Origin of the sequence: Streptomyces solincola (assembly GCF_002982015.1) — a bacterium.
In the GTDB taxonomy this organism is placed as follows: domain Bacteria; phylum Actinomycetota; class Actinomycetes; order Streptomycetales; family Streptomycetaceae; genus Streptomyces; species Streptomyces solincola.
This window is the reverse complement of sequence record NZ_PVLV01000166.1, coordinates 1-17,865: the sequence shown is the minus strand read 5'-3', so window position 1 is coordinate 17,865 and position 17,865 is coordinate 1. Positions and strand designations below refer to the sequence as shown.

19 protein-coding genes are annotated in these 17,865 nt (G+C 74.7%); 9 read left to right on the top strand and 10 right to left on the bottom strand.

Annotated elements, in window-relative coordinates; all coding sequences use genetic code 11:
- The first annotated feature begins 29 nt into the window (after positions 1-29).
- Genes C6N75_RS12845 through C6N75_RS12830 form a run of 4 tightly spaced genes read left to right on the top strand, consistent with a single transcriptional unit; the run spans position 30 to position 3,629 of the window.
- On the top strand, positions 30-1,019 hold the full coding sequence (locus tag C6N75_RS12845; protein ID WP_105869012.1) for an ABC transporter substrate-binding protein: 990 nt from the start codon (positions 30-32) through the stop codon (positions 1,017-1,019).
- Positions 1,016-2,080 (top strand): FecCD family ABC transporter permease, encoded by a 1,065-nt coding sequence (locus tag C6N75_RS12840; protein WP_105869011.1) that lies wholly within the window; start codon positions 1,016-1,018, stop codon positions 2,078-2,080. The genes C6N75_RS12845 and C6N75_RS12840 overlap by 4 nt, the downstream gene beginning before the upstream one ends.
- Positions 2,077-2,880, top strand: a complete 804-nt coding sequence (locus C6N75_RS12835) for an ABC transporter ATP-binding protein (protein ID WP_105869010.1) — start codon at positions 2,077-2,079, stop codon at positions 2,878-2,880. The genes C6N75_RS12840 and C6N75_RS12835 overlap by 4 nt, the downstream gene beginning before the upstream one ends.
- Complete coding sequence (locus C6N75_RS12830; RefSeq protein ID WP_105869009.1) at positions 2,877-3,629, top strand: (2Fe-2S)-binding protein; 753 nt, start codon at positions 2,877-2,879, stop codon at positions 3,627-3,629. The genes C6N75_RS12835 and C6N75_RS12830 overlap by 4 nt, the downstream gene beginning before the upstream one ends.
- Positions 3,630-3,670: 41 nt before the next feature.
- On the opposite strand, the gene C6N75_RS12825 is transcribed toward C6N75_RS12830, so the two are convergent.
- Positions 3,671-4,432: a PIG-L deacetylase family protein gene (locus C6N75_RS12825; RefSeq protein ID WP_105869008.1), complete on the bottom strand. Its 762-nt coding sequence runs from the start codon at positions 4,430-4,432 to the stop codon at positions 3,671-3,673.
- A 121-nt stretch (positions 4,433-4,553) separates the two neighbouring features.
- Between C6N75_RS12825 and C6N75_RS12820 the strand changes: the two genes are divergently transcribed.
- The gene (locus C6N75_RS12820; RefSeq protein ID WP_105869007.1) at positions 4,554-5,717 is read left to right on the top strand and encodes an ATP-binding cassette domain-containing protein; all 1,164 of its coding nucleotides are present in this window, start codon (positions 4,554-4,556) and stop codon (positions 5,715-5,717) included.
- 20 nt (positions 5,718-5,737) lie between these two features.
- Here C6N75_RS12820 and C6N75_RS12815 read toward each other — a convergent pair whose 3' ends face one another.
- From C6N75_RS12815 to C6N75_RS12805, 3 genes are read right to left on the bottom strand one after another with little or no spacing between them, the layout of a single operon-like run.
- On the bottom strand, positions 5,738-6,727 hold the full coding sequence (locus tag C6N75_RS12815) for an ABC transporter substrate-binding protein (RefSeq protein ID WP_105869006.1): 990 nt from the start codon (positions 6,725-6,727) through the stop codon (positions 5,738-5,740).
- Entirely contained in the window at positions 6,724-7,401 is a 678-nt protein-coding gene (locus tag C6N75_RS12810) for an ABC transporter permease (protein ID WP_105869005.1), read from the bottom strand. The genes C6N75_RS12815 and C6N75_RS12810 overlap by 4 nt, the downstream gene beginning before the upstream one ends.
- Entirely contained in the window at positions 7,398-8,084 is a 687-nt protein-coding gene (locus tag C6N75_RS12805) for an ABC transporter permease (protein WP_105869004.1), read from the bottom strand. The genes C6N75_RS12810 and C6N75_RS12805 overlap by 4 nt, the downstream gene beginning before the upstream one ends.
- 157 nt (positions 8,085-8,241) lie before the next feature.
- On the opposite strand from C6N75_RS12805, the gene C6N75_RS12800 reads away from it, so the two are divergent.
- Complete coding sequence (locus C6N75_RS12800; protein WP_105869003.1) at positions 8,242-8,901, top strand: Type-2Aa cytolytic delta-endotoxin; 660 nt, start codon at positions 8,242-8,244, stop codon at positions 8,899-8,901.
- Between the two features lie 142 nt (positions 8,902-9,043).
- On the opposite strand, the gene C6N75_RS30665 is transcribed toward C6N75_RS12800, so the two are convergent.
- Entirely contained in the window at positions 9,044-9,187 is a 144-nt protein-coding gene (locus C6N75_RS30665; protein WP_181160457.1) for a hypothetical protein, read from the bottom strand.
- Positions 9,188-9,247: 60 nt separating this feature from the next.
- Positions 9,248-10,243, bottom strand: coding sequence for a DUF72 domain-containing protein (locus tag C6N75_RS12795; RefSeq protein ID WP_105869002.1), 996 nt, complete (start codon positions 10,241-10,243; stop codon positions 9,248-9,250).
- Positions 10,244-10,462: 219 nt separating this feature from the next.
- Between C6N75_RS12795 and pgm the strand changes: the two genes are divergently transcribed.
- Positions 10,463-12,103 (top strand): phosphoglucomutase (alpha-D-glucose-1,6-bisphosphate-dependent), encoded by a 1,641-nt coding sequence (gene pgm, locus C6N75_RS12790; RefSeq protein WP_105869001.1) that lies wholly within the window; start codon positions 10,463-10,465, stop codon positions 12,101-12,103.
- 88 nt (positions 12,104-12,191) lie between these two features.
- Here pgm and C6N75_RS12785 read toward each other — a convergent pair whose 3' ends face one another.
- Complete coding sequence (locus tag C6N75_RS12785; RefSeq protein ID WP_105869000.1) at positions 12,192-12,416, bottom strand: hypothetical protein; 225 nt, start codon at positions 12,414-12,416, stop codon at positions 12,192-12,194.
- A gap of 443 nt (positions 12,417-12,859) precedes the next feature.
- On the opposite strand from C6N75_RS12785, the gene C6N75_RS12780 reads away from it, so the two are divergent.
- Complete coding sequence (locus C6N75_RS12780; RefSeq protein WP_105868999.1) at positions 12,860-13,288, top strand: ATP-binding protein; 429 nt, start codon at positions 12,860-12,862, stop codon at positions 13,286-13,288.
- 44 nt (positions 13,289-13,332) lie between these two features.
- Here the strand turns inward: C6N75_RS12780 and C6N75_RS12775 are convergent, their stop codons facing one another.
- A complete protein-coding gene (locus tag C6N75_RS12775; RefSeq protein ID WP_105869023.1) occupies positions 13,333-14,532 on the bottom strand; it encodes an FAD-dependent monooxygenase in 1,200 nt (399 codons plus the stop codon).
- 147 nt (positions 14,533-14,679) lie between these two features.
- Here C6N75_RS12775 and C6N75_RS30660 point away from each other — a divergent pair, with 147 nt between their 5' ends.
- A complete protein-coding gene (locus C6N75_RS30660; protein ID WP_181160456.1) occupies positions 14,680-14,835 on the top strand; it encodes a DUF6131 family protein in 156 nt (51 codons plus the stop codon).
- Between the two features lie 191 nt (positions 14,836-15,026).
- On the opposite strand, the gene C6N75_RS12770 is transcribed toward C6N75_RS30660, so the two are convergent.
- A complete protein-coding gene (locus C6N75_RS12770) occupies positions 15,027-16,862 on the bottom strand; it encodes a thiamine pyrophosphate-requiring protein (protein WP_105869022.1) in 1,836 nt (611 codons plus the stop codon).
- A gap of 84 nt (positions 16,863-16,946) precedes the next feature.
- A complete protein-coding gene (locus C6N75_RS12765; protein ID WP_105869021.1) occupies positions 16,947-17,846 on the bottom strand; it encodes an NlpC/P60 family protein in 900 nt (299 codons plus the stop codon).
- Between the last annotated feature and the right edge of the window lie 19 nt (positions 17,847-17,865).

Below are 17,865 nucleotides of genomic sequence, written 5' to 3'. Positions count from 1 at the left end.
GGACATCCCCGGAGAGGCGATCCACGGCCATGGCCCGATCCCGCGCCGCCCTGCGCGCACTCACCGCCGCAGCCCTGCTGCTCCCGCTGGCCGCCTGCGGCGGCGGCACGGACGACGGCGACGACGCCGCGCCCGCCGAGCACGCGGCGGGTTTCCCGTACACCGTTGCCAACTGCGGGGTGAAGACGGTCTTCGACGCGCCGCCGCGGCGGGCCGTCGCCCTCAACCAGCACGCCACCGAACTGCTCCTCGCCCTCGGGCTGAAGGACAGGATGGCCGGCTCCGCCTATCTGGACGACGCGGTGCTCCCCGCGTACAAGCAGGACTACGACCAGGTGAAGGTGCTGGCCAAGGAGTACCCCGCCAAGGAGGTGCTGCTCGGCGCGGACCCGGACTTCGTCTACGGCGGCTACGACAGCGCCTTCGACAAGGCGGAGGGCCGCGACCGGGCCGGCCTGGAGAAGGCCGGCGTCAAGACCCGGCTGAACACCGAGTCCTGTGCCGACCGCCCCGTCGGCATGGCCCAGTTGCGCACCGAGATCACCGAGCTGGCCCGCACCTTCGGGGTGCCCGAGCGCGGCGCGAAGTTGATAGCCGAGGAGGAGAAGCAGGTCGAGGCGGTCCGCACCAGGCTGGCGGGGACCGAGCCGCTGAAGGTGTTCGTCTACGACTCCGGCGAGGCCAGCGCCTTCACCGCCGGCGGCCAGGGCATCGGCAACGAGCTGATCACGCTGGCCGGCGGGCGCAACGTGTTCGCCGACGTGAGGAAGCCCTTCGCCGACGTCTCCTGGGAGCAGGTCGTCGAGCGCAAGCCGGACGTCGTCGTCATCTACGACTACGGCGGCACCACCGTCGAGCAGAAGAAGCGGCACCTGCTGACGGACCCCGCCCTCAAGGACGTGCCGGCCGTGAAGAACCGCCGGTTCGCGGTGCTGCCGCTGTCCTCCGCGGTGCTCGGCGTGCGGGTCGGCGAGGCGGCGGACGCGCTGGCCCGCCAGATCCACCCCGACGCGCGGTGACCGCCCCGGCGACCGCGTCCCGGGCGCGCAAGGCGTCCGTCCCGGCGGCCGCCAGGCTGCCGCTCGCCCTGACCGTGCTGGCCGTCGCCCTGGTCGCGGCGGCCGTCGCCGGACTGGCCCTGGGACCGGTGCGCATCCCGCCCGGCGAGGTGCTGGACATCGTGCTGAGCGGTGAGCGGCCGGGCGCGTACGCCTCCATCGTGTGGGACGTGCGGATGCCCCGGGTGCTGCTCGCCGTGCTGGTCGGCGCGGGGCTCGCGCTCACCGGCACGGTGCTCCAGGCGCTGGTGCGCAACCCGCTGGCCGATCCCTTCCTGCTGGGCGCCTCCTCCGGGGCGTCCGCGGGCGCGGTGCTGGTGATCGTGCTGGGCGCGGGTGCGGGGCTGCTGGGCGCGGTGGCGCTGCCCGCGGCGGCGTTCGCCGGCTCGATGGCGGCGCTGGTCACGGTGTACGCGATGGCCCGCCGCGGCGGGTCGATGACCACCGGGCGGCTGGTGCTGGCCGGAGTGGCCGTGCAGTACGTGCTGCAGGCGTTCACCAGCCTGGTGCTGGTGGTGGCCGCCGACGCCGAGCATGTGCGGCAGGTGATGTTCTGGACCCTCGGCGGCCTGGGCGGCGCCCGCTGGGACGAACTGGCGGTGCCCGCGCTGGTGCTGGGCGCGGGCGTGCTGGTGCTGCTGGTGCTGGCCCGGCCGCTGGACCTGCTGCTGGCCGGCGAGGAGGGCGCGCACACTCTGGGACTCGCCCCGGGACGCTTCCGGGCCTGGGCGTTCGTGCTGGTGTCCCTGGTGGTCGGCGTGCTGGTGGCCTACAGCGGGGCGATCGGGTTCGTGGGACTGATGGTGCCGCACGCGGCCCGGATGGTGGTCGGCGCGGCGCACCGGCGCCTGCTGCCGGTGGCGGCGCTGGGCGGGGCGGTGTTCCTGCTGGTGGCCGACCTGGTGGCGCGGACCGCCGCCGCGCCCGAGGAGATCCCGGTGGGTGTGGTCACCGCGCTGGTCGGCGGCCCGTTCTTCCTGTGGCTGCTGCGCCGCTCGCGCCGGACGGAGGAGATCGCATGACGGTGGCAACCCTCGGGGAGCGGGCCGGGGCGGTGGCGCTGACCGCCACCGGCGTGGCGTACGCGGTGGACGGGCGCACCATCCTGCACGGCGTGGACGTGTCCGCCGCACCGGGCGAGACGGTGGGCCTGGTCGGGCCGAACGGCAGCGGCAAGACGACGTTCCTGCGCTGCGTGTACGGCACGCTGACGCCGAGCGCGGGCCGGATGGAGCTGGACGGGGCGGACGCGGCGGCGATGTCGGTACGCCGGCGGGCCCGGCGGATCGCGGTGGTGGCCCAGGACGCGGGCGTCGCGGCCGGGCTGACCGTGCGGGAGGTGGCGGCGATGGGCCGCGGGCCGCACAAGCGGTTCTGGGAGCAGGACGGCCCGGAGGACCTGCGCCGGGTGGAGCGGGCGCTGGCCGAGGTGGGGGCGGGCGAGCTGGCCGGCCGGTCGTTCGCGGAGCTGTCCGGCGGCGAGCGGCAGCGGGTGATGGTGGCCCGGGCGCTCGTGCAGGAGCCCGGGCTGCTGGCGCTGGACGAGCCCACCAACCACCTCGACGTGCGCCACCAGTTGGATATCCTGTCGCTGGTGCGCGGGCTCGGCGTCACCGCGCTGCTGGTGCTGCACGACCTCAACCTGGCGTCGGCCTACTGCGACAGGCTGGTGGTGCTGGACGGCGGCCGGGTGGTGGCGAGCGGCACGCCGCACGAGGTGGTGACGCCCGGTCTGCTGGCGGAGGTCTACGGGGTGCCGGCGCGTGTCGAGCCGCACCCGGTGACGGGCCTCCCGCTCGTGGTCTACCTCCCCCTGCCGTGACCGGCGGTCGCTGGTCGCCGGTGGAGCGCGGGCCGCGCTGGCGGGTGGCGGTCGGCGTCCCGCCGGCGGCCGAGGCGGACGGCTGGCTGGCCGCCGACCGGCTCGCCGACCCGGCGAGCCGCGAGCTGGGCGTGCTGCTGGAGGCCGAGCGGACGAGCAGCGGCCACCGCACCGGGCACGCCGCGGCGCTCACCCTGATGGCGGTGTACGCGGGCTGGGTCACCGCCGCCGCGGTGCTGCACTGGGCGCTCACCGACGAGGTTCCGGACCTGCGGGCCGGCAACGTACTGGTGCGGCCGGGCGCGCACGGCATCGCCGGGGTGCGGGTGCGCGAGGCCCGGCTGCTGCCGCCCGAGGCCGGCGAGCCCTCGGTGGCGCTGCTGCACCGGGTGGTGCTGACGGGCCATCTGCTGCCGGTGGCCGAGGCGCTGCACCGCCGCACCCGGGCCGGACTGCGGCAGTTGCGGGGCGGGGTGGCGCACGGCTGCGCCACCGCGCTGTGCGCCTCGGACGCCGAGGCGGGCCTGCTGGAGCGGCGCTGGCGACGGCTGGTGCGGGACGCTCCCGGCGGCCTGGCCGCGCTCGGCGAGACGGCCCGGGTGCGCGGGGCCGGGGACGGGCGGGAGCGGCTGGTGTACCTGCGCCGTACCTGCTGCCTCTTCCACACCAGCGCCGAGGCGGTGCGCTGCGCGAGCTGCTGCCTGACCGACCGCGCGGAGCGGCTGCGGGCGTACGCGGCGGCCCGGTGAGGTCTCCCCCGGCCCGCGTGCCCGGGCCGGGGAAGGCCGCGTCAGCGGGGGAACAGCTCGAAGGCGACCGCGGGGCGGCCGTCGAAGCGGGGAGCCGCGGCCGAGGCGGCGGAGGTGACGAAGGCCCGGGCGTACTCCTCGGGGTCCTGGTCGGTCAGCCCCTCGATGTAGGCGCGGTGCTCGAGCAGCGAGGCCACCGCCCGCTCCAGGCCGGGGGCGGCGTCCACGGCGTGGCTGGGCCGGTCCGAGCCGGCGACCGCGACCCAGCGGACCCCGTCCCAGGGCTCCAGGCCCTGCGCGGTCAGCTCGGGGAAGATCCAGCGGTTGCCCGCGTCGCCGGCCGCGTCCAGGGTGGCCCGGCCGACGGCGACGTGGTCGGGGGTGTTCCACACCGTGCCGCCCCAGGTGTCCCGGAAGTTGAGGGTGATCACCAGCTCGGGGCGGTGGCGGCGGATGGCCGCGGCGATGTCCCGGCGCAGCCCGGTCCCGTACTCGATCACGCCGTCCCGGTGGTCGAGGAAGTCGACCGTGGAGACGCCCACCGCGGCCGCGCTCGCCCGCTGCTCGCGTTCCCGCAGCGGGCCGCACTGATCGGGGCCGATGCCGTCGATGCCGGCCTCGCCGCGGGTGGCGAGGACGTAGGCGACTTCGCGGCCGGCGTCGGTCCAGGCGGCGACGGCGGCGGCGCAGCCGTACTCCAGGTCGTCGGGGTGGGCCACCACGGCGAGCGCCCGCGTCCAGTCCTCCGGCATCGGCTCCAGCCGGCGGCCCGCGTTCTCCGGTTCCTTCGCAAGATCGTCCATGGCCGAAGGATACGAGCGCGTGCGCGGCCCGCCCGGGGCGTTTCCACGGTCGGTCCCAAGCGTTGCCACGGTCGGGGGTGGAGCGTGTGCGGGAGCGGCGGGCGGCTCCTAGCGTGGTGCCATGATCCGCTTCGAGCAGGTTGCCAAGGTCTATCCGGACGGCACCACCGCCGTCGACGACCTGTCCTTCGAGGTGGCCGAGGGCGAGCTGGTGACCCTGGTCGGCCCGTCGGGCTGCGGCAAGACGACCACCATGTTGATGGTCAACCGGCTCACCGAGCCGACCTCGGGCCGGGTGCTGGTGGGGGGTGAGGACGTGGCGCAGACCGACCCGGTGAAGCTGCGCCGGCGGATCGGGTACGTGATCCAGCAGACCGGGCTGTTTCCGCACCGCACGGTGCTGGACAACACCGCGACCGTGCCGGTGCTGCTGGGCTGGAAGAAGGCCCGGGCCCGTGAGCGGGCCGCCGAGCTGCTGGAGCTGGTGGGGCTCGACCCGGGTGTCTACGGCAGGCGCTATCCGGCGCAGTTGTCCGGCGGGCAGCGCCAGCGGGTCGGGGTGGCCCGGGCGCTGGCGGCTGATCCGCCGGTGCTGTTGATGGACGAGCCGTTCGGCGCGGTCGACCCGGTGGTGCGCGAACGTCTTCAGAGCGAGTTCCTGCACCTCCAGGCGACCGTGCGCAAGACGGTGCTGCTGGTCACCCATGACATCGAGGAGGCGGTGCGGATGGGCGACCGGATGGCGGTGTACGGGCAGGGGCACATCGAGCAGTTCGACACCCCGGCCGCGGTGCTGGGCGCCCCGGCGACGGCGGCGGTGGCGCGGTTCGTGGGCGCGGACCGGGGGCTGAAGCGGCTGTCGGTGACCGCGATCGAGCCGGACGACCTGGAGGAGCCGCCGGTGGCGCGGCCCGCCGAGCCGACCGCGGTGGCCTCGCGGCGGCTGCGCGAGGAGGACGCCCGCTGGGCGGTGGTGCTGGGCGAGGACGGCGACCTGCGCGGCTGGGTGTCCGCCGATGATCTGGCCCGGGCCGGCGGGGAGGGCGTGGTGGGGGACCTGGCCCGGCGCATGGAGGCGTGGGTGCCGGTGGGCGCGCCGCTGAAGCAGGCGTTCGGCGAGATGCTCCAGCACGACGCGGGCTGGGTGGCGGTGCTGGACGGGTCGCGTTTCCTCGGGGTGCTGACCCCGTCGAAGCTGCACGAGGCACTGCGCCGCTCGGTGGACGCCGACGCCCGGGGAGTGGGCCGGGGCGAGGTCTCCTTCGACTCGGTGGCGGACGCCTGAGGACCGGCGGGGGGGGTCGCTCAGCGCAGCAGGCCCTCGGACCGGAGGAAGTTCCTGGCCACGTCCTCGGGCAGCCGGCGCCAACTGTCCACCTGCTCGTTGAGGTTCGCCAGGTCGGCGGTGGTCAGGACGGGGCCGAGGCGGGCCAGCGCCCGGGCGACGCACGGGGAGCCGGCCCGGGCCCGGTTGGCGACGGGCACGATGTAGTCGGCGTTCTGCAGGCGCTTGTCGTCGGCGAGCAGCACCAGGTCGAACTCGTCCAGGGTGGCGTCGGTGGTGGTGGTCAGCGCCATCTGGTCCTGGCCGCGCTGCACCGCCTGCTTGGCCTGGGTGGTGCCGACGCCCTTGGGGTCGACGCCGGTGACGTCGATGCCGTACACCTCGCGCAGCCCGGGGGCGCAGTACGGGCGGGAGACGCACTCGTCGCCGGCCGCCAGCCTGACCGGCAGCTTCGCCCGGCCGAGGTCGCTGAGGGTCTTCAGCCGGTGCTCGCGGGCGTAGGCGGCGGTGACGGCGAAGGCGTTCTGGTCGACGGCCTCTCCGGGGTCGAGGACGGTGAGGCCCCTGGGTGCGGCCAGGGCGCGCAGCTCCTTCATGGTGGCGGCCAGGTCGGGTGAGCCGACGGCTGGCGCGTCGGGGCCGTTGGCCTTGGCGTTGAGCCAGTCGGCGAAGGTGGCCGCGTACTCGGGGACGATGTCGATCCGGCCGGACTCCAGGGCCGGTTCGTAGATCTCGCGGTTGGTGACGGACAGGATGCGGGTGCGGTAGCCGGCCTGGTCGAGCAGCAGCCCGTACATCCGGGCGAGCAGGTCGCTCTCGGTGAATCCGGCCGAGCCGATGGTCAGTTCCCGGCTGTCCCCCGGTGGTCCGGTGATCTCGCCCTGGTCCTCCAGCGAGGGCCCGGTGGCGCACCCGGCCGGCAGCAGGACCGCGATGAGCAGCCCGGCGGCCCGCCGGCGGCGCCGGCCGGTGACCGGGCCCGTCCGGTACGGGCGGTGGCGGCCGCTCATCCGGTGCTGCCGCTGCGGGCGGTGCGGGTCGCCGGGCGGACCGCGAGCACGAAGAGCGCCTCCACCACCAGGGCGAGCACGGCGACCAGCACCGCGCCGGCGACGACCTGCGGGGTGGACGCCAGGTTGAAGCCCGCCGTGATGATCCGGCCCAGTCCCCCGCCGCCGGCCAGGGCGGCGATGGTGGCGGTGGCGACGAGCTGCACGGCGGCGATCCGCACCCCGGTGAGGATCAGCGGCAGGGCGAGCGGCAGTTCCACCCGGGCCAGCAACTGGCTTCCCGTCATGCCCATGCCCCGGCCGGCCCGGACCACGTCCCGGTCCACGCCGCGCATCGCGGTGTACGCGTTGGTGAGCACCGGCGGGATCGCGAACAGCACCAGCGCGATGACGGTGGGCCAGCTCCCCCAGGTGCCGACGGGGCTGAGCAGCAGGAGGACCAGGACGGCGAAGGTGGGGACGGCCCGTCCGACGTTGGAGAGGTTGACCGCCAGCGCCCCGCCGCGGCCGAGGTGGCCCAGCACCAGGGCGACGGGCAGGGCGACGGCGCAGGCGATGGCCAGGCAGACGGCGGTGAGGTAGAGGTGCTGCTGGAGACGGTGGGTGACGCCGTCCGGGCCGGACCAGTGCGCGGGGTCGGCGAGCCACTCCCAGGCGGCGGACAGGGTGGTCATCCGGCCCCCTTGGTCGCCTTGGTCCAGGGCGTGAGCAGCCGCTGCGCCAGTAGCAGCACCAGGTCGGCGGCGACGGCGATGACCACGCACAGCACCGAGGCGGTGAGGACCTGCGCCTTGAAGTAGGTGTTCATCCCGGCGTAGATGAGGTTGCCCAGCCCACCGAAGCCCACGATCGCCCCGATGGTGACCAGGGAGACGGCGGAGACGGTGGCGATGCGCAGTCCGGCGAAGGCGGCCGGCAGGGACAGCGGCAGTTCCACGGTGAGCAGGGTGCGCAGGGGGCCGTAGCCCAGGCCGCGGGCGGCCTGCCGGGCGTCCTCGGGGACGTCCCGCAGCCCGGCCAGGATGTTGCGGACCAGCAGCGTCAGCGAGTAGAGCACCAGCCCGGCGACGACCAGGGCGGCGGAGAGCCCGTACACCGGCAGCAGCAGGGAGAACATCGCAAGCGAGGGGATGGTGTACAGGATCGTGGTGACGCCCAGGATCGTTCCGCTCGCCCGGCGCCAGCGGCGGGCGGCGAGCGCGAGCGGCAGGGCGAGGACGAGGGCGATGAGCACCGAGACGAAGGTGAGCCGCAGGTGCTGGAGGGAGGCGTCCAGCAGGATCTCGCTCCGGCTGGAGAGGTAGGCGCCGCACAGCCAGTCGTTGCGCGCGAGGCAGTCGTCGGGGGGCGCGGTCACTCCCCCATGGGACCGTGTCCGCTACCGGGGCGCCCGCCGGGCGCGGCCGTCCGGGGGACCGTCTGGGCGCGGGGCGGCGGCGGGCGGGTGCGGGCGCGGTCCGGCGGGGCGGCATACTGACCGCCGGGCGCGATCACTTGCGATGTGAGGAGCAGTCATGGCCGATGTGAGCGCCGCCGCCGGGTCAACCGCCGAGCCGAACGCCGAGAAGTCCACCTTCCGGCCGGTGTTCGCGGTCGGGTACTTGGCGGCGGAGGCGGCCCGGGAGGTCGAGGCGCACTTCCAGCACGCGATCGCCCCGGCGACGGTCGACTTCGACTTCGGTGAGATCAGCCGGGCGGCGGCTGCCATCCCCGGCGCCACCACCGTGAAGATCGTGCGTGGCTGGGGGCTTCAGGAGACCGCCCCGGTGAACGTGATGGTGCTGTCGCTGCGCGAGGCGGTGCGGCAGTCGCTGCCTGAGGGCCAGGGCGGCGACGCGTTGTTCTGGGAGCGGGCCGAGGCGGCGCTGGCGGACGTCTTCACCGGTCTGGCCGGGGAGCGGGGCACCCATCTGTCGTTCTACGAGGAGGAGCCGGACCGCACCAGCTACTACTACGACCTGCTGTTCGCCCTGGACGAGGACCGGGGCGGAGCCGAGGCCGCGGGAGACGCCGGTGGCCCGGCGGCCCTGCTGGCGATCGCGTTCTGCGTGAACGTCTCGGTGGGGCTCGGTCCGGACGCGGTACGGGCCCTGGCCCTCGGCGACACGGCGCATTTCACCATCCGGCTGAACGCCATCACGGTGCGCAGGGAGCCGGTGCCGGTACCCGCCTGACCACCCGTGACGCGCTGACGCGGGCGGCCGGCGACGGTCGAGCCGGGGCCGCCCGCACGCGGCGGGCGGCCCCGGCTCATGAGGGAGGCGGGCGGGAGGGGTGGCCCGGCCTCTCCGGCCCGGTTCCGGTGCGGGGCGCCGGTCAGCGGCGGCGCAGCCGGCCGAGCAGGGTGCGGGCCTGGGCCCGCTTGCGGGGGTCGGCGGCGGCGCGCCGCGCGGACGCGATGGCCCGCTGCCCCTGCGGACTGCGCGCGAACTGCTTGATCCTGTTGATCACGCCGGCCATGGCACCTCCTGAGGTTCCGTCTGCCGTGCGTCTACCCCCACTGCCCGAGCCGATGCGTGCTCACCGGTCGGTCGCCGGGCCGGCTGCCTCTGCGGCCGTCTCGCCGGCCTCCTCGCCGGCCTCCTCGCCGGTCTTCTCCCCGGCCTCCACCCCGGTCTCCTCGCCGTCGAGCAACTGCCGCATGGTCTCGGCGGCCCGCACCGAGGCGTCCGCGCAGCAGTTGTTGAACAGCACATGGACCCGCTCGGCGCGCTCGGCCAGGGCGCGCAGCCTCGGCAGCCACTCGGCCAGTTCGGCCCGCGTGTACACGTGGCGGTAGGCGTCCTCCTTGCCGCCGGAGCCCCAGGCCGGGCTGCGGCCGTGGAAACGGACCACCGCGTGCCGGGCGGTGACCGGGGCGACGGGCGGCAGCGAGGTGGGCAACCCCTGGGCGGTGTCCACGGCGACGGCCGCCGCGTCCAGGTCGCGCAGCAGCGCCGCGGTGCCGGACCGCTGGTCGGCCGCCCACCAGTCGGGGTGGCGGAACTCCACGGAGACCGGCCAGTCGGCGGTGCGTTTCCTGGCGCCCTCCAGGGCGGCGCGGGCTTGCGGGCCCGGGACGAACCAGGGCGGGAACTGCAACAGCACGGAGCCGATCCGGCCGGTCTCCCGCAGCGGGCGCAGCGCCGCGGCGAACCGGCGCCACACCTCGTCCAGGAGTTCCTGCCGCGGACCGGGGGCGGTCAGGGCGCTCTCGCGCCCGCCGCCCCGGCCGCGCACCCGGGCGTAGAGCGGCCGCAGGTCGCGCGGCAGCGCGCCGGCCGGCGTCGGGTGCCCGGTGAGCAGCGAGAAGGCCTTGACGTCGAACCGGAAGCCGGGCGGGGTGCGTTCGGCCCAGCGCTCGCTGTTGCGCAACTGCGGGAGCCCGTAGTAGGCGGCGTCCACCTCGACCACGGGAAACCGTCCGGCGTAGTGGCGCAGCCGCCCCTCGGCGTCCCGGCGGCCGGGCGGGTACCAGCCGCTGCGCACCAGTTCGGGGTCCGTCCAGGAACACGTGCCGATCGCGATCTCTGCCATGCCCGCCCGTCTACCCCGTCCGGGGAAGGGGGCGGTGCGCGGGATGTGACGGAAATCCAGGGCCGGGCGGGGGTGCGGGCCGCCGGGAGGGGCAGGGTCGGTGTGGTCCCGTGCGAGCGCACGGCGGGACGGGACGCCGGGCACGGGCGATCATGGCCCTGGGGGCGGGGTCGCCCGCCCGGCACCGCCGACCGACTGACACCGAGGAGTGGACGACACATGCCGAACGAGCGCGCCGGCCGGCCGACCCGGCCCGAGGACCTGGTGGACGTGGCGAAGCTGGTGACCGCCTACTACACCGTGCACCCCGACCCGGCCGATCCAGCCCAGCGGGTCGCCTTCGGCACCTCCGGCCACCGCGGCTCCTCGCTCGCGGCGGCGTTCAACGAGGACCACATCCTGGCGACCAGCCAGGCGATCTGCGAGTACCGGGCCCGGCAGGGCACCGACGGGCCGCTGTTCCTGGGGGCGGACACCCACGCGCTGTCCGAGCCGGCCCGGGCGACGGCGGTGGAGGTGTTCGCGGGCAACGGGGTGCGGGTGCTGGTCGACGAGGCCGACGGCTACGTCCCCACGCCCGCCGTGTCGCTGGCCATCCTGACGTACAACCGGGGGCGCTCCACGGGCCTCGCGGACGGCGTGGTGGTCACGCCCTCGCACAACCCGCCGGGCGACGGCGGCTTCAAGTACAACCCGCCCAGCGGCGGACCGGCCGGCTCGGACGCCACCGGATGGATCCAGGAGCGCGCCAACGAGATCATCGCGGGCGGACTGACGGAGGTGCGCCGCATCCCGCTGTCCCGCGCGCTGGCCGCGGAGACGACCGGGCGGTACGACTTCCTGGGCGCGTACACGGCCGACCTGCCCTCGGTGCTGGACCTGGACGCGGTGCGGGAGGCCGGGCTGCGCATCGGCGCGGACCCGCTGGGCGGCGCCTCGGTCGCCTACTGGGGCCGGATCGCGGAGCAGCACCGGCTCGACCTGACCGTGGTCAACCCGCACACCGACCCGACCTGGCGGTTCATGACGCTGGACTGGGACGGCAGGATCCGGATGGACTGCTCGTCGCCGTACGCGATGGCCTCGCTGATCGAGGGCCGCGACCGGTTCGCCGTCTCCACCGGCAACGACGCGGACGCCGACCGGCACGGGATCGTCACCCCGGACGGCGGCCTGATGAACCCCAACCACTACCTGGCGGTCGCCATCGGCTACCTGTTCCGGCACCGCGAGCGGTGGCCGGCCGGGGCGGGGGTGGGCAAGACGCTGGTGTCGTCCGGGATGATCGACCGTGTCGCCGCGGACCTGGGCCGGGAGCTGGTCGAGGTGCCGGTCGGGTTCAAGTGGTTCGTGGACGGGCTCGCGGGCGGAACCATCGGCTTCGGCGGCGAGGAGTCGGCCGGGGCGTCGTTCCTGCGCCGGGACGGCTCGGTGTGGACCACGGATAAGGACGGCATCCTGCTGGCGCTGCTGGCCTCGGAGATCCTCGCGGTCACCGGTCGGACGCCGAGCGAGCACTACGCGGAGCTGGTCGGGCGCTTCGGCGACCCCGCGTACGCCCGGGTCGACGCGCCCGCCACCCGCGAGGAGAAGGCCGCCCTCGGCCGCCTCTCCCCCGCCCAGGTGACCGCGGACACGCTGGCCGGGGAGCCGATCGACGCCGTGCTGAGCGAGGCCCCCGGAAACGGCGCGCCGATCGGCGGCATCAAGGTGGTGACGGAGAGCGCCTGGTTCGCGGCCCGACCCTCCGGCACCGAGGACGTCTACAAGGTCTACGCCGAGTCCTTCCAGGGCCCCGAGCACCTGGCACGGGTCCAGGAGGAGGCCCAGGGCGTGGTCTCGGCGGCCCTCAAGGGCTGACGGTCCGCGCCCCGGCTTGCGCTGCGCCCGGTCTCCCGGAGCGTGCCCGGGCGCGGGCGCGCTCCGGCAGCCCGCGCCCGGTGCCGGGTCACCCGGCGGTGGTGTCCCCGGTGGAGATGTCTCCGGACGGGGTGTCTCCGGCGCGGCGGCGCTCCTGGGGGCGGGCGGCCTCCGGGCGCCGCGGGCGGCCGGCGGCGGGCGCGTCGTCCCGCTGTTCGTCGGCGGCCCGGTCATGCTCCGGACGCCGCCCCTTCCGCTTCTCCTCGGACAGGTGCCGGCGGATCTCCTCCGGCTTGTCTCCCAGCTGGTTCACGGCTGCCTCCGGTCGTGCTCGCGCTCGGTGTACGGGGTCGGGGTCAGGGTCAGGGTCATGCCCGGTACCTGGGGTCGGGGTCGTGCTCGCGGGCTGCGCGGGAAAGCGGAGCCCACCCGGGGCGGAGCCGTTCCCGGCGCCAGCGTCACACGACCGCGCCGGGCCCGCACCCTTTCGGCGGCCGCCCGCCCGCGCCCCTGGGCCCGTGCCGCCCCGTCCGCACCGGGACGCCCGGCGCGTTTCCCGGTTGGAGGGCCTTTCGGATGGGCAACTCCAAGGACACGGCGCCTGCTTGACTCTCCATCGGAACACCTGCCCGTCGGCCGGTGCGCCACCGCCCAGGCCGTCACCGTGCGTGCACAACCATGCACGATGCATCGCTCACCGAACGGGGGGAAGTCGGCAGGGACAGCGCAAGAGATGCCGACGGACAGGAAGGCGACATGTCCAGCGACCCCCTGTGGGGCGACCCCCTCTCAGAGGCTGCCGACGGCGTCACGGTGCCCTTCGCGGGAGACCTGGGAGACGTGACCGCCGCCCGGCTGGCCGCGGCGGGGTTCCTGGGCACCCTCGCCCTCGGAGAACCGCCCGTCTCCGCCGAGCACCGCGACGACATACTGCTGGCGGTGAGCGAGCTGGCGGCCAACGCCATCCAGTACGCGCCGGGCCCGTTCGTGCTGTCGCTGCGCCGGACCTTCGACGGCGTCCACGTGGTGGTCGCGGACACCAACCCCGACCCCCCGGAACCGCGCCGCTATCACCCGTCCAAGGGCGGCGGCATCGGCTGGCACCTGATCCACGCCCTGGCCGACGAGGTCAGCGTGGTGCCGGGAGACGACGGCAAGGAGATCCACCTCTTCCTGCCGTGGTGAGGCCGCCGGCTCGAGGACCCGGCGGCGTCTTGGCCGACCGGTGACTACCGAGGGTGCAGGGTGCGCGCCAGCAGCGGGCCGAGCCGCCGCTTGAGAGCGCGCAGCGGGCCCAGCCTGCCGGCGGCTCGGTCCAGGCGGTGATAGAGCCGGGGCGGGAGATACGGGAGCAGCGGTGAGTGGCGCTGTCCCAGCAGGGCGAACATCTCCTGCGGCGGAAGCGCGGTGTACCGCGGCAGCTCCTCGTACCAGCGGGCGCTGTGCCGTGCGGCGCTCTGCGCCGGCACCAGGGCCGAGCGGCGCTGCCGGCCGTAGCGTTCGAGCGCCGTCTCCAGCGGGCCGTCGTCCTCCAGGGCGTCGGCGAGGGTGAGGGCGTCCTCCAGGGCGAGAGTGGTGCCCGCGCCGATCGAGTAGTGGGTGGTGTGGGCCGCGTCGCCCATCAGGACCAGGTTGCCGTGGTGCCAGCGGCGGTTGGTGACGGTGCGGAAGGTGAGCCAGCGGGCGTCGCCGCGGTCGCCGTCGGGGCGGCTGGTCAGCGGGTGCCCGTCCAGGACGTGGGCGAAGAGCCCCTCCAGCAGGGCGAGGCACTCGGCGGGGCCGGCGCAGTCGAGCCCCAGGCCCGTCCAGGTGGCCGGGGAGCACTCGACCACGCAGGTGCTGCGGTCCGCGTCGTAGCGGTAGGCGTAGCACCAGATCCAGCCGTGCGCGGTGGGCACGAAGGCGAAGGTGAACGCGTCGAAGACCCGGGTGGTGCCGAGCCAGAGGTACCGGTTGCGGCCGCCGGTGACCGTGGTGCCGAAGTGGTCGGCGTGCGGGGCGCGCAGCGCGCTGTGCACGCCGTCGCAGGCCACGACCAGGTCCGCGCCGGGCAGCTCCGCCCGGTCGGTGACAGCGCGGCGGTGCTCCAGGCGGACGCCGAGGCCGGCCGCCCGCTCGGTGAGGATGTCCAGCAGGGCGTGGCGGCCGATGCCGAAGCCCTCGTCTCCGTGGTGGACGGTGGTGCCGCCGTGGATGTGCGCCACGCCGTCGCTCCAGCGTACCGAGCGGTCGCGGATGGCCCGGGCGGTGTCCGGGTCGCCCTGCTGGAGCCGGTCGAGCAGCCCGGCCCAGTAGGTGACGCCCCAGCCGTAGGTCGAACCGGCCGGTGAGCGCTCGTAGACGGTGACCTCTCGGGAGGGGTCCCGGCGTTTCATCAGGATGGAGAGGTAGAGGCCGGCGGGCCCACCGCCGACGCAGGCGATCTGCACGGACACGCTCCGATTCCACAGCGCGATCAGGGAGTCACGCAACGTAGCAGCCGTACGGAGCCGGAGCAACGAACCGCGATGTCACTGGTTTGCGGCGTCGTTCGGCGGAAACTCGATGGTCAACCGTGGTCCGTGACTGGAGGAAAAATGATCATTCTCGGGCTCATCCTGCTCATCATCGGTGCCGTAGCCGGCATCAGCATCCTGTGGACCATCGGCGTCATCCTTCTGGTGGTCGGGGTGGTCCTGTGGATCCTGGGCGCAGTGGGTCACGCCGTGGGCGGCCGGAAGCACTACTTCTGACCGAGCACATCTGACGGAGCCCCGTGCTCCCCGGCCGTCGTGTCAACGGCGGCCGGGGGCACGGGGCTCCTTTACGTCTCCGGCCTCAGGTGTCTTCGGCCTCGCGTCCCCGGCCTCGGTTCTCCGGCCTGCACGTCTCCGGACGGCCGGACCGGTCCCCGGTGGGCGCAAGGACCGGTCCGGGGGCCGGGTCAGCCGCCGTCGGGGGCGCTGTCGTCCGGGCCCGCGCCCGGCCGGTCGCGGCGGTGGCGGGTCCCGGGCAGGAACTCCTGCACCTTGGCCTTGATGCCCTGCTTGAGCACTGACGGGGTGTCGCTGTCCCCCTGGAGGACGGCCGCGGCGGCGGCCTCGATCTGTTCCCACTCGGCGTGCGGAGGGATCGGCGGCACCGCCGGGTCGGTGCGGAAGTCGATGACGAACGGGCCGTCCGCGGCCAGGGCCCGGTCCCAGGCCTCCTCCACGTGCTTGGGCTTCTCCACCCGGACGCCGTCCAGCCCGATGCTCCGCGCGATGTCGGCGTACGGCAGGTCCGGGATGGCCTGCGACGGCTCGAACTGGGGGGCGCCCGACATCGCCCGCATCTCCCAGGTGACCTGGTTGAGGTCGCCGTTGTTCAGGACGGCGACCACCAGCCGCCGGTCGGACCACTCGTGCTGGTACTTGGCGGCGGTGACCAGCTCCATCATGCCGTTCATCTGCATCGCGCCGTCGCCGACCAGGGCGATCGCCGGGCGGTCGGGATGGGCGAACTTCGCCCCGATGGCGTAGGGCACGCCCGGCCCCATGGTCGCCAGGGTGCCGGACAGCGAGCCCCGCATCCGGCCGCGCAACCTCAGGTGTCGCGCGTACCAGTTGGCGGCCGAGCCGGAGTCGGCGGTGATGATCGCGTCGTCGGGCAGCCGGCCGTCCAGGGCGTGCACCACGTACTCGGGGTTGACCGGGTCGGCGCTGACGGCGGCCCTGCGCTGCATGACCTCCCACCAGCGGGCGACGTCCTTCTCGACCTTCTCCCGCCAGGTGCGGTCCTGCTTGCGGTGCAGCCGGGGCAGCAGCCTCCGGAGCGTCTCGCGGGCGTCGCCGACGAGGTTGACCTCGAAGGGGTAGCGCAGCCCGATCATGTGCGGATCGATGTCGATCTGCACCGCCCGGGCCTGGTCCAGTTCGGGCATGAACTGGGTGTAGGGGAAGCTGGAGCCGATCATCAGCAGGGTGTCGCAGTCCCGCATCAGTTCCCATGAGGGCCGGGTGCCGAGCAGGCCGATCGCCCCGGTGACGTAGGGCAAGTCGTCGGCGAGGACGTCCTTGCCGAGCAGGGCCTTGGCGACGCCGGCGCCGAGGACGTCGGCGGCCCGCTCCACCTCGGCGCGAGCGCCCCGGGCTCCCTGTCCGACGAGCACCGCGACCTTCTCGCCGGCGTTGAGGACCTCGGCGGCCCGCTCGACGTCGGCGTCCGCCGGGACCGGCGCGTAGCGGCCGACGCCCATGCTGGAGGGCACCATCTTGAAGGCGTGCTTCGGCGGGGTGTAGTCCAGCTCCTGGACGTCGGCGGGGATGATGACCGCGGTGACGGACCGCCGGGCGTAGGCGGTGCGGATCGCCCGGTCGATCAGGTTCGGCAGTTGCTCGGGGACGGTCGCCGTCTCGCAGAAGTCCGAGGCCACGTCCTTGAACAGGCTCGCCAGGTCGACCTCCTGTTGGTAGGAACCACCCATGGCGCTGCGGTTGGTCTGACCGACCAGGGCGACGACCGGCACATGGTCGAGCTTGGCGTCGTACAGGCCGTTGAGCAGGTGGATGGCGCCCGGGCCCGAGGTGGCGGCGCACACCCCCACCTTGCCGGAGAACTTGGCGTATCCGACGGCCTCGAAGGCGGCCATCTCCTCGTGGCGGGCCTGCACGAACTTCGGCTTGTCGTCGGCTCGACCCCAGGCGGCGAGCAGGCCGTTGATGCCGTCGCCGGCGTAGGCGAAGACGTGCTCGACCTCCCACTCGCGCAGCCGCTGGAGAATGTGGTCGGACACCTTCATGCTGGCCATCGCCGCTCCGTTTCCACCGGATCCACTGGATCCCTGCTGGGTAACCCCGCGCGGCGGGCGGAAACCCGCGCCGGGTCAGGGGCAGGCGGGCACGTCGGGCAGCCAGGCCGGGCCCTGGAGGTAGATGTTGGTCACCCAGGCCCGGTAGTCCGGGAGGTAGGACCAGGCGTCGTTGGTGTATCCCTCGGCGGTGACCGGCTCCGCGTGCGTCTGGCACGCGACGCGCACCGTGGTCGGTCCGGGGAAGGCGTAGACCCTGGCTGCCGCCAGGGCGGGCCGGGCCTTCGTCCACACCCCGCTCCCCCAGGTCCGGAACAGACGGCCGTCCACCGGGCCGGTGGTGATCCGGACGGCGCCGAAGTAGTCGCCGCCCAGGCGGACGTCCGACACCATGATTCTCGTGCCCGACTGCCGGGCCTCGACCATCCGCCCCTTCCCGAGGTAGACCGCGATGTGGTGCAGGCGGGCGGAGGTTCCCCAGGCCAGCAGGTCGCCGGGGAGCAGTGGTGCGAGTCCGTCGGCGGCGGTGAACCGGGTGGCGGTGCGGTGGGTGTAGTGCTGGACGGCGGCCGCGCCGTCCAGGATGTCGGCCCCGGCCGCTCGCGCGTAGGCGTGCCGGACGAGGCCGGAGCAGTCGAAGCCGAGCCGCTCCGGGTCGTGCGCACTGGCCGGGTCGTCCGGGTCGACCTGGCCGTAGGTCGGACCCGGCCGCGGTCCGTGGCCGCCGCCCCAGGTGTACCAAGTGCCGGCCGCCACCTCCTGGCAGGCCGCGGCCACCGCCCCCTCGGCCAGGGCCGAGGCGCCGGGCGCCAGCGGGGCGCAGGTCTCGGCCGAGGCCGGAGTCGGGGCCGGGGCCGGGGCGCCGGCGGCCGGGACGGTCAGGGCCGCGGTGAGCAGGACCGCGGGCAGCAGCGCGGCGAGCGGGCGCGACCGGCGGCGGGCCGAGCCGGTCCGGCGGGTGGGCGGAGTGGTCATGAGCGGCTCCCTGGTGTTG